The sequence below is a fragment of the Phaeodactylibacter sp. genome (assembly GCF_040219495.1).
Lineage (GTDB): Bacteria > Bacteroidota > Bacteroidia > Chitinophagales > Saprospiraceae > Phaeodactylibacter.
This window is the reverse complement of record NZ_JAVJSK010000115.1, coordinates 1-12,642: the sequence shown is the minus strand read 5'-3', so window position 1 is coordinate 12,642 and position 12,642 is coordinate 1. Positions and strand designations below refer to the sequence as shown.

Here is a 12,642-nt window from a genome sequence, read left to right as displayed (position 1 = left end):
TTTATGAACCCCGCAGAAATGCGGGGCAAGCTCTGACTTCCTCACTAAATTTTTCATTTAGCCCGCTAAACTCAAATTTAGTGACTTTGCCAGAACCATAAATCCTTGATTTTCATGACGAAACCGCTCCAAACATGCTCTTAGACAGAAAAAGGCTTTCGCAAATTACTGCGAAAGCCTTTTTTTCGTACATGTGATTTTCTGAATGAGATCCTAAAATGCTTCTTTTAGTACATCGACATTGAAGAAGATCAGGATCAACAGAAGAATGCTTAGAATGATCATGGGAAAAGGGATTAAAAAATGAAAAAATGGGGTTGATATCATTCTTCTCAAGACCCAACGAGCCCGGGGGCAATTGAGTCATTTTAGCATGTTGTTTGTAAAAGAACATTTTATTGACTTAGAGCTTGATGGGATTTCACCCTTTGGGCTGCTCTTGCCAAATTTCGTTTCAAAAGCAAAATCCCAACAAGCTCTTACCCAAAGATAAGGGTTTTGGGCGCTCGCCGCAAGATGTGGATTGTATCTATGCCTGCTAAATGACAATATTGAATTCCGTTAAACAAGATCAGAGCGAGGGATAAGTTTATGATAACCAGGGTTTAAAAAGCAAAAGGTGCTTTCCCTGTACCGGAAAAACACCTTTGTCAAAGTTTTCTTAAAATGGCAGACTAGAAGGCAGAAGCACCTTCGTTCGCGTCATTGTAGTTTTCGCTTACCTTGCCCCAGTCGATTACATTGAAGAACGCACCGATGTAGTCCGGGCGGCGGTTCTGATAGTTCAGGTAGTAGGCGTGCTCCCATACGTCCAGGCCGAGGATTGGGGTGCCGTCCGCGTCCACTACGTCCATCAGCGGGTTGTCCTGATTAGGCGTGGAAGTGACAAACAGCTTGTCATTTTTGTCTACGCACAGCCATGCCCAGCCGGAGCCGAACTGCGTTGCAGCAGCCTGTGCAAACTCTTCCTTGAATTTCTCAAAAGAACCGAAGTCCCGCACGATCGCCTTGTGAATATTCATACGCTCAGTAGGCTCGCCGCCACCATCCGGAGACATCACTTCCCAGAACAGTTTGTGGTTATAGAAGCCACCGCCGTTATTGCGTACGCCAGCGCTGTGCTTTGATACATGGGCGAGAATCTCTTTGATACTTTTCTTCTCCAGGTCTGTGCCTTCGATAGCGGCATTCAACTTAGAGGTATATCCTGCGTGGTGCTTTGTGTGGTGGATTTCCATGGTGCGCGCATCGATGTGCGGCTCCAGGGCGTCATAGGCGTAAGGTAATTTTGGCAATTCGAAAGCCATAATTTTGGAGTTTTGATTAGTTATGGAATTTATTCGTTTTGTTGACCGCCCGGTTTTAACCAAACGATTCTTATTTGGATAACGCGAAGCCTGGTTTTAAGTTTATACTAAAAGAGCAGAGTTGACCGCGACCACCCGATATCTTTAGCAATTGGCTCCAAAAATCACTATTGATGCTGTACCTTAGCGGCGCTTAATTTTGAGATCAAAAACCAATAGGAATATGGAATTCAGAAAGGAAAAAGATAGTATTGGGTACATAGATGTGCCTGCTGACAAATACTGGGCAGCCCAAACCCAGCGCTCTTCCGAAAACTTCCGCATTGGCGGGCATACGATGCCAAAGGAAATCATCAGGGCCTTTGCTATTCTCAAAAAGGCAGCGGCTATGACCAATCAGGAAGCAGGTGTGCTGTCTGCTGAAAAAGCGGAGGCCATCGCAGCAGTTTGTGATGAAATCCTGGCGGGCAAACTGGACGATCAGTTCCCACTCGTAGTCTGGCAGACTGGCTCGGGTACACAGTCCAATATGAATGTAAACGAAGTGGTGGCCAACCGTGCTCACGTCCTCAAGGGAGGCAAACTGACGGACGATAAGAAATTCCTCCACCCCAACGATGATGTCAATAAGTCACAGTCGTCTAACGACACGTTCCCCACGGCTATGCACATCGCAGCCTACCAAATGCTGGTGGAGACGACGATCCCGGGCATTGAAGCCCTGCGCGATACGCTCGAGGCCAAGTCGAAGGAATTTATGGACGTGGTAAAAATTGGGCGCACCCACTTTATGGACGCTACGCCCGTCACCGTGGGGCAGGAGCTTTCGGGCTACGTCGCTCAGCTCAACCACGGGCTGCGCGCCATTAAGAATACCCTGCCCCACCTGGCAGAACTGGCACTCGGTGGCACCGCAGTAGGCACCGGCCTGAATACACCGGAGGGCTATTCTGAAAATGTAGCTAAACATATCGCTGACCTCACCGGATTGCCATTTGTGACTGCACCCAACAAGTTCGAATCCCTGGCGGCACACGATGCCATCGTGGAATCGCACGGTGCGCTGAAGACGGTGGCTGTTTCTCTTATGAAGATTGGCAACGACATCCGTATGCTCGCTTCCGGTCCCCGCTGTGGTATCGGTGAGCTCATCATTCCCGCCAACGAGCCGGGCTCTTCCATCATGCCGGGCAAGGTGAACCCCACCCAATCGGAAGCCCTAACGATGGCCATGGCTCAGGTAGCCGGCAACGATGTTGCGATTAATATCGGTGGCATGACCGGGCAGTTTGAGCTGAATGTCTTCAAACCAGTGATGATCTTCAACTTCCTGACTTCCGCCCGCCTGATCGGGGATGCCTGTGTAAGTTTTGATGAGAATTGCGCCAAAGGTATCGAGCCTAACTACGACCGGATCAAGCAGAACCTCAACAACTCCCTGATGCTGGTCACTGCACTGAATACCCACATTGGGTACGACAACGCAGCGGCGATCGCCAAAAAGGCGCATGCTGAGAACTCCACCCTCAAGGAAGCAGCCATCGAGCTGGGCCTGCTGACGGCAGAGCAGTTTGATGAATGGGTCCGGCCGGAAAACATGATCTAAACCTTAATGCATACTGCCCGGAGCGTTATCGATCCGGGCAGTTTTTTTCTAGCTGGTGGCAAAAATCTTCGCCCGGTCGCGGAAAGCTTTAAACTCCAGCGCATTCCCACTGGGGTCGAGGAAGAACATCGTCGCCTGCTCCCCGGGCTCTCCCTTAAAGCGGATGTAAGGCTCAATAACGAAGTCGGTTCCTGCTGCCCGGAGCCGCTCAGCCAACGCCTCCCAGGTTTCCATATCGAGTATAGCGCCGAAGTGGCGCACCGGCACGGCTTTCCCATCTACGGGATTGGTCATAGGGTCTGCCGGGCGTTCATCAGTAAGGTGAGCAGAGAGCTGATGCCCGAAAAAGTCGAAATCAACCCAGCGCTCAGCGCTGCGGCCGATGGTACAGCCCAGCGTATTTTCGTAAAACTGGCGGGTAGCTTCAAGGTCGCTCACCGGAAAAGCAAGGTGGAATGGTGTCATTTTTTTGCGTGCCAATATCGTAAAAAGGTCTTAAAACTGCCGGAGCGTAAAACCGAAAGTCGGTTCCTTTGTTACGAAATGCTGAACGCAAACTGCCAATCAAAAATATTCCGGACCGCTACAACGTCTCAGACTTGATGCCCCTGCCCGGTAGGGTAAGGGAGCCGTTGGACACTGGATGTTCACTTTCAAAACCAGATTGTAATACCCCGGGCCAGCGCCTCGCTGCCAATTAGCAGGCTAAGCCCTCATACACTTAAGTTGATAACAATGAGAAAATTCGCATTTTCCTTCCTGCTGCTGATTGCAGCCGTTAATCTTTGGGCACAACCGGCTTCGGCTGAGTACGCGCCGGCACCCACCGATAAAGCCCTGCTTTGGAAAGTAACCGGCAACGGGCAGGAAACGCCTTCCTACGTCTATGGTACCATCCATATGATCGGCAGGGACGACTATTTTTTGACCGATTCGGCTAAGAAAGCCTTTGAGTCCGTCAAGCATGTGGCGTTTGAGATCGATATGGAAGACATGACGGACATGTCCAAAATGATGCCCCTGATGATGAAAGCGTTCATGGTGGGCGATACCACGCTCAAAGACCTGCTGAGCGAAGAAGAGTATGCGCAGGTGAGCGAGCACTTCCAGCAGGTAGGGCTACCGATGATGTTTGTAGACCGCATCAAGCCGATGTTCCTGTCGGTACTGGGCAGCGGGGGCGAAGACATGATGAGCTTCGACCCCAATGCCGAGAGCAGCATGGTTTCCTACGAGATGGAATTCATGAAAATGGCACAGGAAAAAAAGATGGACATTGATGGGCTGGAGACCGCCGAGTTTCAGATGAGCATGTTTGACAGCATACCCTACAAAGTGCAGGCGCAGATGCTGATGGATGCGATTAATACAGAAGATGGTGGCAACAGCGATCAGTTTGATGAGATGGTCAAGCTCTACAAAGACCAGGACATTTACGCCATGCAGGACATGATGGACGAAGAAGGCGGTATTGCCGGTTACGAGGACCTGCTGCTGGTGCGCCGCAACCGCAACTGGATCCCCATCATGGAGGAAGCTATGAAACAGCGGCCTACGTTCTTCGCCGTTGGTGCAGGCCACCTTGGCGGTGAGGAAGGGGTGATCGCGCTGTTGCGGGAGGCAGGCTACACCGTGGAGCCGCTTATAGATTAATAGTTGGAATGAACTGTACGGGCAAGGCAGCCTTGCCCGTACAGTTCATTTTTTAGTCCGAAAGTCAGCATAAGTTTAAAAGTCAGTGCCTTAGAGTGATAAATGGCAGTACATGGGGCGGAAAATAGTTGTATTTTGAACCTCACCTCCTTTTTTCACTTTAAATCCTGATCGCTATGTGGACTAGAGACATTAAAAATATACGGGAAGGCACACTGATTGACGTGCGCTACCAGGAAGAATACGACCAAAACTGTGTGCCGGGATCTGTTAACATCCCCTGGGACCTTCACCTGTACTATCTGGATGAGCTGATGGACTACCCTAAACCGCTCGTCTTTTTCTGTGAAGAGGGCTATCGCTCCGGCTTAGTAACCCTATCCTTGCGCACTTTAGGTTTTGAGGAGGTTTACAACGGAGGCAATTGGCTGGATGTCCTGCACGAAATGGAAGCAGACATGCCAACCGCTGCATAAAAAAATAATACTGCATGCATTACAAAACCGCTTCGGCTTGGATTTTCGCGCTTCTGGTGTTGAGTGTCATCATCATGATGCTCTACCCTACGGCACTGGTCATCGGACTGGGCATGCTAATGGTTCCCGTATTTCTGCTTATACAGGCAGTAGTGGTTTTGCGGTCCAGTGAGCAAAGTGAAAAGACCTTTTCAGAAGGGCATTGGTACGAAGACCGCGAAAAGCATTAACAATCCCAACCGGCCGGGGAACTTATCAGTAGCACCTGAATGTAGTATTCGATAATTTACTGCATGACCAAAGCAGGTGCAAGCTGCTGAAAAGTACACCCGATGTTTCAAAAAGCATTTTCTGTTTACGTAGACGCCTTCCGGGGATTGTCCAAAGAAATATGGCTCCTCTCCAGCGTGATGCTCATCAACCGGGCGGGCGCTATGGTTTTACCTTTTCTTTCCGTTTACCTGACACAGCAAGTGGGCTTCAGCCTGGCACAGACCGGCTGGATTATGAGCAGCTTTGGAGCAGGCTCCGTGCTTGGTGCTTACCTCGGCGGTAAAATGGTAGACCGTATAGGGTTTTATGAGACCCAGTTCTGGTCCCTTTTTCTCAGCGGCTTTTTATTCATTGCCCTTGGTCAGGTCGAGGGCTTCTACCCGATATGCGGCATGGTCTTTCTGACGAGCACCGTAATGGATGCCTTCCGGCCGGCCAACTTTGCGGCCATAGCAGCTTACAGCCAAAGCACCAACCGGACCCGGGCTGTTGCACTACTGCGCCTGGCCATCAACCTGGGCTGGGCTATAGGGCCGGCAGCGGGCGGCATGATCGCTATTGCCTACGGGTACGAATGGCTGTTTTGGGCAGATGGGCTGACTTGCATTGCGGCGGCGCTTTTCTTCCGCGCAGCACTGCCCAAGCGCTTCCTGGAAACTGAAGAAGAAGAAGCCACTGAAAGCAAAATATTCAACGGGAAAGCATATCACGACCGTCCTTACCTATTTTTCCTGCTTTTGGCACTGCTCAATGCCATCGCGTTTATGCAGTTGTTTTCGACCCTGCCCGTATATTTCAAGCAGGAAGTCCTGCTGGACGAAGGGCAAATCGGGCGGCTCATGGCGATGAACGGGCTGGTGATTGCACTGGTGGAAATGCCTCTGATTTACCTCCTGGAGCAGCGCTTCAGGGCAACACAGATCATCACGATTGGTACCTTTATGATCGGGCTCACCTACCTGCTGTTCAGCGGGCTGGGCGAAGGGGCCGGAGTCGCCCTTTCTGCTATGCTCATGCTTACCTTTGGAGAGATGCTCAGCCTGCCCTTCATCGCGACAATGGCCATGAATTTCACCAACAAGCGCAACCGGGGCGCTTACATGGGCTTATTTACCGTCACGTACTCCCTGTCGCACGTCATTGCACCCAACCTGGGGCTACAGGTGGTGGCATGGGCTGGCTTTGGCACCCTTTGGTATTTGCTTTTTACTGCAAGCGTCCTGGCTGCCGCTGGTTTTTGGCTTTTGCGGAGGCGGGAGCAATTACAAACAGTCTGAACATCAGGCGGTTCCTTTCGTTGTAATGTTGAAAATTAGTAAACTAAATAAAAGAAAATGACTAACGAAACTAAGAATTGGCCAGATCTCGCCATTGGATTATTCGAGCGCCTTACCGGTCGGAATGCCGAAATTTCCTATCAGTTTGAGGATTTTGAATTGTATGTGCCCAGCAGTACTGCCAAAGATGCAGAACACGCGCAGTGGAAAATGAATGGCACGTTGAAAATCACGACGACCGAGCATAAGTAATATAATCCAATCATATGATAAACATTGCCCTTTACACTAAAGGGCAATGTCTGTTTTTACACGTACTGCGATGAATATTCAGGATCACTTTTCCCAATTATCTCTGGAAGGGGAAATCCATTTGGATTCCCCTCACGGATCTGCTCACTTCAAGGCGTCCCGATCTGAGGAGCAGATCAGGCTTCATTTTGAGAATGCCCCTACCTTTCGTTATTTCCTCTCTACTGTGCTCCCGCAGGTTGGTCTTTCCGGGCAGCGGCAATTACTGAAGTCCCTTCAAGCTCTTCCTCAGGCTCTTTCAGTTACCTTGGCCGGGCAGGAAATGCTGAGCAGCACCCGGGATGGAGGGCTGAAAGTGAACTATTTCGCTACCGGTTTGCAGTGGTTGCGGTGGCGCTTGTCCCGGTTGTTCTGACCAAACCTGTATCAGGATTAGAGATCTGGCTTTGAAATCCCCCTTAAAGTGCTGATTTTTGTGGGCTAAACAAAAAACAGCCATGATCGGCAAAGACATCAACCGTGCAGTGCAGCTCTTGCAAGATGGGCAATTGGTCGCCATTCCAACCGAAACAGTGTACGGGCTTGCCGGGCATGCACTGAACCTCAAAGCTGTGGCTCAAATCTTCAAAGTAAAGAACCGCCCGAGTTTTGATCCTCTCATCATTCATCTCCCCTATTTTTCTAATATTTCCCCCTATATCAAAGTCATACCTGAAGCAGCTGCGGCACTGGCTGATGCTTTCATGCCCGGTCCGCTTACGTTGCTGCTGGAGAAATCCGATCGTGTGCCAGATTTGGTCACTGCCGGTTCTTCCCTGGTGGCGGTACGCATTCCGGCCCATCCTGTTGCTCATCAGTTGCTTACCAAAGTGGACTTTCCACTGGCTGCTCCGAGCGCCAATCCATTTGGCTACATCAGCCCGACTACGGCCCAACATGTCGACCATCAATTGGGGCAGCAAATCCCTTACATTCTCGACGGCGGCCCGTGTGAGGTAGGCCTGGAAAGCACCATCGTGGGTTTTCCGGGCGGCCAGCCTACCGTTTACCGCAAAGGTGGCATAGCCGTTGAGGCACTGGAAGCGGTAGCTGGTCCTATGAACGTCAAGCAGCACTCCACCTCCAACCCGCACGCACCCGGTATGCTGAAGAGCCACTATGCTCCACGCATCCCTCTGGTACTGGGCACGCCAGAAGATTACCTACAGCAATACGCAGCGCATAAGATTGGTTGTATCCGTTTTCGGGTACCCTTTGAAGGCATTCCGGAAAACCAGCAGTTGGTGCTTTCTCCCAGCGGAGACGATCAGGAGGCCGCCCGGCGATTGTTTGCAGGTATGCGGCAACTCGATGGGCAGGCGCTTTCCATTATTGTTGCCGAGTTGCTCCCGGAAGCAGGGCTGGGGCGGGCGGTAAACGACCGTTTAAGGCGGGCAGCAGCACGCTAAGGTTGAGGACGGGCGATACCCCGGCACCACTCCATGGCAGATTCAAAATCCCCGGCTACCTTGTAAGGGACCGGTTGCTGCTGCAGGGCAAAAATTCCTTTTAGAGCAGTTCGGATAATGGCATTGGGGATATGATATGCCGTGCCCTGACAGTACTTTTTCATAAGCCCGTCGTTGGCTTTGAGCCAGTCGGCTTGCATTTTTTGGTAGCGCAGCCCAGGCATGGCAGCCCTTTCAGCATCAAAAAGGTAGGCAAAAGGCAACGCTTTGTCATAAGCTTCGTATAAATCATCCAGGTACTTTTGAAAATTCTCTTCGGTTGCTTTATGCCCGGTGAAAGCAACCACAACGACCGGGAAAGCCTCGAAATTGAAGGTAGCGTAAAGATCCATGCCTGTTTATGTTTCTAAAAAGAGAAAATTCCCGGAAATACCAGAAATAAAAATGACGAAATTTTAGCTATATTTAAATGCGAATCGCTCCCAATTGTTTTTACTAAAACCCAACAAAACACAAAGCGATGTTGAAATTTTACTCTGCCAGCAATGGGCAGGTCAACTCCAGAAAAGCTATTCAGCAAAGCCTTACAGCAGCTCTGGGCGAAGCTCCCCCAAGTATTTTCCAGGAAAAGATGCTGATCGTTGTGCACAGCACCATAGGCCACGATTTTGAAGACGTCATTGCAGGCGCACAAGAGCTATGCCCGAAAGCAGAACTGGTAGGTTGCACCTGTGCCGGCGTTATTGGCAAAGAGGGCGCCAACGAATCCATGCGGGCACTGGGCGTCATGGCAGTTGTGCCCGGCGACGCACAGGAATACCACATCACCAGCTGTGATAACATCCGGGGGCACAACTCCTATGAGGAGGCCCGGAAGATGGCCCTTGAGCTCAAAGCGGCAGGAGGGCATGTCAACATGATCCAGTTTCTGGCCTCTGGCATTGATATTGCTGCCGACCGCGCCATCGAAGGTATTGAGTCTGTATTCGGCGGAGACATGCCCATCTTCGGGGGGACCAGCTCTGATAATATGCGCGCTATCAGCTCCTACCAGTTTGCAGATGGCAAAGTGCTGGAGCGGGGCGCCATCATGATTGGCTATTCGGACCCCACCCTGACGGTGGAAATGGGTGTGCACCACGGTAGCGTGCCTATTGGGCAGCCGTTCTCGGTGACGCGCTCGGAAGGCAACCGGGTGATTGAAATAGAAGGGCAGGCCGCCTGGCCTTATCTGATGAGCAAACTCGACCTGCCAGGGGACACGCACCCCGGCCCCTGCATACCCGTTGCTGGTATGGCAGAGCTCCTGCCGGATGGCTTTAGGGAGCCTTACGACAATGACCACATTCTACGGGTGATCGTCAAGGTGGATAAAGACGGTAGTTTTTATATGCCCGTGGATTGCCCGCAGGGTACACGCCTCTGGATCGTGGAGCGGGATGAAGATTTGATTTTTGCCGGGCTCGACCGGATGATGAAGCAACTTGTGACTAAAATCGGTGACCAGAAAGTAGTGGCGGTATTCCATACCGATTGTGCCGCAAGAGGGCGGGCCATGTTTGATGCGATCGTCAAGGATGAGATCATCGAGAATATGCAGCAGCCCCTTACCAAAGGTACCCCCCTACCCTGGCTGGGAATGTATGGTTTCGGGGAGTTTACCCGGCTGAAAGGTAAAAACCTGTTTCATAACTACACGACTTCTATTTATGCACTGATCAGAAAATAAGCGTATGTCCCCCGTTAATACCCCGGACCCCAATAAACTCAGCTATGATGAATTAAGCCGGCTCTGCAAAGAACTGCAGGACAGGGTAACACGTGGTATAAGTACACAACAACAACTTATTTCTATCAAAAATGAGCTCGACCAGGAGCTCAATCGGTTCAAAATCATACAAGATTTTAGCAAGGAAGGCTTGTTCCAGGATTCTATTGAAGATTTTGCCACAATAGCTACCGAGTATTTCATACAGGCTTTTCAGCAACCCCACTGTCTCTTCGCCGAATACCGCGACGAAGGCGACTTAAAGCCTATCGGGCAATTCGGTTTTAGCCAGATGCCCATCCCTGAAGTATTGCCCATATTGATTAGTGACCTGCCTGAGCGGGAGGGCTTCTTACTGGGCGAACATCCTGAATTCAAGTCAAAGCTGGCTTTTTTAGAACTGGAGGACGCTTTGGTTGCCCCGATGTACCGCCCCGATAATTCCTTTTACGGATTGGTCGTCTCCGGCCAGCAAAAAGCGGATCAGCGGTTTTATGCCCCGATCAACCCAAAAGACCGGCATGCGTTCACCGTGATGGCGACCAAAGCCAGCTATCTGATGTACAACTTCCGGACCAACGAGCTGCTCAAGCAGGAAATCAAGGAGCGCAGGCGTATGGAGCAGATGCTGGAAGCGAAAGCCAATGACCTGCTGCGCTCGAATGCGGATCTGGAACAATTTGCCTATGTGGTTTCTCATGACCTGAAAGCGCCACTGCGGAACGTTCAGGGGTTTGCAGATCTGCTCAGGCGGGATCAGTCAGCCTTCAGCCCCTCCAACCGCGAGTATGTTGATATGATCTGGGATGAAGTCAAAAGGTTTAGTGACATTATTGATGCACTACTACGTTACGCCCGTGTCTCAACCTCCTCCATACAGGATATGAAGGAAGTTGATTTCCAGCAATTGGTTTACAATATAGAGGGGCAGTTATCCCTTACCCTTCAACAGCGCAAGGCGCAACTCCATTACCAAAACCTGCCTGCCGTACAGGCCAACTACCGGCAGATGCAGCAACTTCTGCAAAACCTGATCATCAATGCCATCAAATTTACGCCTGACGGCAGAATGCCCTTTATTCATCTGGAAGCAGAACCTACCCCAAACGGGTATCGTTTTGCCGTCAAAGATAATGGCATCGGCCTCAGGCCAGCAGACCAAAAGCGGATTTTCGGGCTTTTCCAACGGGCCGACCGGGAGCAACAGTTTGAGGGCAACGGTCTGGGCCTGAGCATCTGCAAGAAGATTGTGGAGCAGCACAAAGGCAAAATATGGGTGGAGTCTGAAGGGCCAGGGAAGGGTTCTACTTTTTTCTTCACCTTACCGGAAAAACAGTCGGAGGATTGATCAGACCCCTTTTACGTTTCATTCCGGGTTGATGGGCATTCATCTTTATTTTCCGGCAACTGAAGGTGAAGTAGTGGACAGGCAGGATAAAGAAATATAGCTTTAGGGGGAAAAAGACACATCATGACAAGTTCTGCTTTGCATACCGTATTAGGCGCCTCAGGAGCAGTGGGGCGTGCTGTTTTAGATGAATTGCTCACCCGTAAGCTTCCGGTCCGTGTGGTTAGCCGCTCTATGGATAGGGCTGGCGTTGCCACCATGCCAGCAGATCTTCTGCGGGCGGAAGATGCACAGAGGGCTATCCGTGGCTCTTCTCATGTTTACCTCTGCGTGGGCTTACCCTACTTTGCAGAGGTTTGGGCACGGGACTGGCCTCTGCTTATGCGCAACGTCATAAACGCCTGCGCAGCTAACCATGCCCGCCTGATTTTTCTGGATAATGTTTACATGTATGGCCCCGCGCCGCTACAGGAGCCTTTTGACGAAAACCACCCTCAACAGCCCCCTAGCGAGAAAGGAAAAACCCGGAAGAAAACCCTCGACCTGTTGCATAACGCTATGGCAAAAGGAACAGTACAAGCCGTTATCGGGCGGTCAGCTGACTTTTACGGGCCTTTTGCTACCAACAGCATGCTATACGTTTCTTTTCTGGAGCGTATGCTGAAAGGCAAGTCCCCACAGCTACTCTTTCCGCCCGATGTGCCTCATACCTATTCAGATACTACAGATGTTGGCCGGGCACTGATCGCCCTGGCTTTGGCGGAAGACACCTACGGACAGGCCTGGCACCTGCCGGTGGGGCCACCGGTCACGATGAGTGAACTTACGGCGATATTCAATCAGCAGTTGGGCACTTCCCTCAGAGCCGGTATGCTCCCATTCTGGTTGCAGCACCTGATTGGGCTGTTCACCCCGCCGCTGCGTGAAGTACTGGAGATGAACTATCAGTTCCGCTCTCCTTATATCATGTCTGACCGGAAATTCCGGGAGCGGTTCCCGGATTTTGAGGTATCGGGATACGAGGAAGGGCTGGAACGGATGGTGCGGTATTTTGGCAACCCGAAAACTTATGTAGTTACTCCAGCCACGCCCTAGTGCCTCAAGCCATAAATCCTTGACACCCCAAGTTTCGTTCTTTTCCGCCTACTCTTCGTTGAAGAACCGCTCCTTTAGCTCGGGCTAAAGTCGCGAACCTTCGCCTTGATTAGTCGAAAAATAACTTCAACTTAAGTAT

14 protein-coding genes are annotated in these 12,642 nt (G+C 50.9%); 11 read left to right on the top strand and 3 right to left on the bottom strand.

Annotated elements, in window-relative coordinates:
* Positions 1 to 674: 674 nt before the first annotated feature.
* Entirely contained in the window at positions 675 to 1,307 is a 633-nt protein-coding gene (locus RIC19_RS17845; protein ID WP_350179710.1) for a superoxide dismutase, read from the bottom strand.
* Positions 1,308 to 1,530: 223 nt separating this feature from the next.
* Between RIC19_RS17845 and fumC the strand changes: the two genes are divergently transcribed.
* A complete protein-coding gene (gene fumC / locus RIC19_RS17840) occupies positions 1,531 to 2,913 on the top strand; it encodes a class II fumarate hydratase (RefSeq protein ID WP_350179709.1) in 1,383 nt (460 codons plus the stop codon).
* A 48-nt stretch (positions 2,914 to 2,961) separates the two neighbouring features.
* On the opposite strand, the gene RIC19_RS17835 is transcribed toward fumC, so the two are convergent.
* The gene (locus RIC19_RS17835) at positions 2,962 to 3,378 is read right to left on the bottom strand and encodes a VOC family protein (protein ID WP_350179708.1); all 417 of its coding nucleotides are present in this window, start codon (positions 3,376 to 3,378) and stop codon (positions 2,962 to 2,964) included.
* 270 nt (positions 3,379 to 3,648) lie between these two features.
* Between RIC19_RS17835 and RIC19_RS17830 the strand changes: the two genes are divergently transcribed.
* The 7 genes from RIC19_RS17830 (at position 3,649) to RIC19_RS17800 (ending at position 8,292) form a co-directional block, all read left to right on the top strand.
* Positions 3,649 to 4,566, top strand: coding sequence for a TraB/GumN family protein (locus RIC19_RS17830; RefSeq protein WP_350179707.1), 918 nt, complete (start codon positions 3,649 to 3,651; stop codon positions 4,564 to 4,566).
* A gap of 176 nt (positions 4,567 to 4,742) precedes the next feature.
* On the top strand, positions 4,743 to 5,042 hold the full coding sequence (locus RIC19_RS17825) for a rhodanese-like domain-containing protein (protein ID WP_350179706.1): 300 nt from the start codon (positions 4,743 to 4,745) through the stop codon (positions 5,040 to 5,042).
* 14 nt (positions 5,043 to 5,056) lie between these two features.
* Positions 5,057 to 5,272: a hypothetical protein gene (locus RIC19_RS17820; RefSeq protein ID WP_350179705.1), complete on the top strand. Its 216-nt coding sequence runs from the start codon at positions 5,057 to 5,059 to the stop codon at positions 5,270 to 5,272.
* Between the two features lie 102 nt (positions 5,273 to 5,374).
* The gene (locus RIC19_RS17815; RefSeq protein WP_350179704.1) at positions 5,375 to 6,592 is read left to right on the top strand and encodes an MFS transporter; all 1,218 of its coding nucleotides are present in this window, start codon (positions 5,375 to 5,377) and stop codon (positions 6,590 to 6,592) included.
* Positions 6,593 to 6,649: 57 nt separating this feature from the next.
* Positions 6,650 to 6,844, top strand: coding sequence for a hypothetical protein (locus tag RIC19_RS17810; RefSeq protein WP_350179703.1), 195 nt, complete (start codon positions 6,650 to 6,652; stop codon positions 6,842 to 6,844).
* A gap of 46 nt (positions 6,845 to 6,890) precedes the next feature.
* Positions 6,891 to 7,259: a hypothetical protein gene (locus RIC19_RS17805; protein ID WP_350179702.1), complete on the top strand. Its 369-nt coding sequence runs from the start codon at positions 6,891 to 6,893 to the stop codon at positions 7,257 to 7,259.
* An 82-nt stretch (positions 7,260 to 7,341) separates the two neighbouring features.
* Positions 7,342 to 8,292 (top strand): L-threonylcarbamoyladenylate synthase, encoded by a 951-nt coding sequence (locus tag RIC19_RS17800; protein ID WP_350179701.1) that lies wholly within the window; start codon positions 7,342 to 7,344, stop codon positions 8,290 to 8,292.
* On the opposite strand, the gene RIC19_RS17795 is transcribed toward RIC19_RS17800, so the two are convergent.
* The gene (locus tag RIC19_RS17795; protein WP_350179700.1) at positions 8,289 to 8,684 is read right to left on the bottom strand and encodes an STAS/SEC14 domain-containing protein; all 396 of its coding nucleotides are present in this window, start codon (positions 8,682 to 8,684) and stop codon (positions 8,289 to 8,291) included. The two genes, RIC19_RS17800 and RIC19_RS17795, sit on opposite strands and share 4 nt — an antisense overlap.
* A 128-nt stretch (positions 8,685 to 8,812) precedes the next feature.
* On the opposite strand from RIC19_RS17795, the gene RIC19_RS17790 reads away from it, so the two are divergent.
* The 3 genes from RIC19_RS17790 (at position 8,813) to RIC19_RS17780 (ending at position 12,503) form a co-directional block, all read left to right on the top strand.
* Positions 8,813 to 10,021 carry an FIST signal transduction protein gene (locus RIC19_RS17790; RefSeq protein WP_350179699.1) on the top strand — a complete coding sequence of 403 codons (1,209 nt, stop codon included), beginning with the start codon at positions 8,813 to 8,815 and terminating at the stop codon, positions 10,019 to 10,021.
* 4 nt (positions 10,022 to 10,025) lie between these two features.
* Positions 10,026 to 11,408 (top strand): sensor histidine kinase, encoded by a 1,383-nt coding sequence (locus RIC19_RS17785; protein ID WP_350179698.1) that lies wholly within the window; start codon positions 10,026 to 10,028, stop codon positions 11,406 to 11,408.
* A gap of 123 nt (positions 11,409 to 11,531) precedes the next feature.
* Positions 11,532 to 12,503: an NAD-dependent epimerase/dehydratase family protein gene (locus RIC19_RS17780; protein ID WP_350179697.1), complete on the top strand. Its 972-nt coding sequence runs from the start codon at positions 11,532 to 11,534 to the stop codon at positions 12,501 to 12,503.
* Positions 12,504 to 12,642 lie beyond the last annotated feature (139 nt).

Excerpts from the sequence above, each read along its gene's own strand:
- RIC19_RS17825 (WP_350179706.1), top strand. The coding sequence starts at position 4,743 with ATGTGGACTAGAGACATTAAAAATATACGGGAAGGCACACTGATTGAC.
- RIC19_RS17805 (WP_350179702.1), top strand. The coding sequence starts at position 6,891 with ATGTCTGTTTTTACACGTACTGCGATGAATATTCAGGATCACTTTTCC.
- RIC19_RS17835 (WP_350179708.1), bottom strand. The coding sequence starts at position 3,378 with ATGACACCATTCCACCTTGCTTTTCCGGTGAGCGACCTTGAAGCTACC.
- RIC19_RS17815 (WP_350179704.1), top strand. The coding sequence starts at position 5,375 with ATGTTTCAAAAAGCATTTTCTGTTTACGTAGACGCCTTCCGGGGATTG.
- RIC19_RS17810 (WP_350179703.1), top strand. The coding sequence starts at position 6,650 with ATGACTAACGAAACTAAGAATTGGCCAGATCTCGCCATTGGATTATTC.
- RIC19_RS17820 (WP_350179705.1), top strand. The coding sequence starts at position 5,057 with ATGCATTACAAAACCGCTTCGGCTTGGATTTTCGCGCTTCTGGTGTTG.
- RIC19_RS17790 (WP_350179699.1), top strand. The coding sequence starts at position 8,813 with ATGTTGAAATTTTACTCTGCCAGCAATGGGCAGGTCAACTCCAGAAAA.
- RIC19_RS17795 (WP_350179700.1), bottom strand. The coding sequence starts at position 8,684 with ATGGATCTTTACGCTACCTTCAATTTCGAGGCTTTCCCGGTCGTTGTG.
- RIC19_RS17845 (WP_350179710.1), bottom strand. The coding sequence starts at position 1,307 with ATGGCTTTCGAATTGCCAAAATTACCTTACGCCTATGACGCCCTGGAG.
- RIC19_RS17785 (WP_350179698.1), top strand. The coding sequence starts at position 10,026 with ATGTCCCCCGTTAATACCCCGGACCCCAATAAACTCAGCTATGATGAA.
- RIC19_RS17800 (WP_350179701.1), top strand. The coding sequence starts at position 7,342 with ATGATCGGCAAAGACATCAACCGTGCAGTGCAGCTCTTGCAAGATGGG.
- RIC19_RS17780 (WP_350179697.1), top strand. The coding sequence starts at position 11,532 with ATGACAAGTTCTGCTTTGCATACCGTATTAGGCGCCTCAGGAGCAGTG.
- fumC (WP_350179709.1), top strand. The coding sequence starts at position 1,531 with ATGGAATTCAGAAAGGAAAAAGATAGTATTGGGTACATAGATGTGCCT.
- RIC19_RS17830 (WP_350179707.1), top strand. The coding sequence starts at position 3,649 with ATGAGAAAATTCGCATTTTCCTTCCTGCTGCTGATTGCAGCCGTTAAT.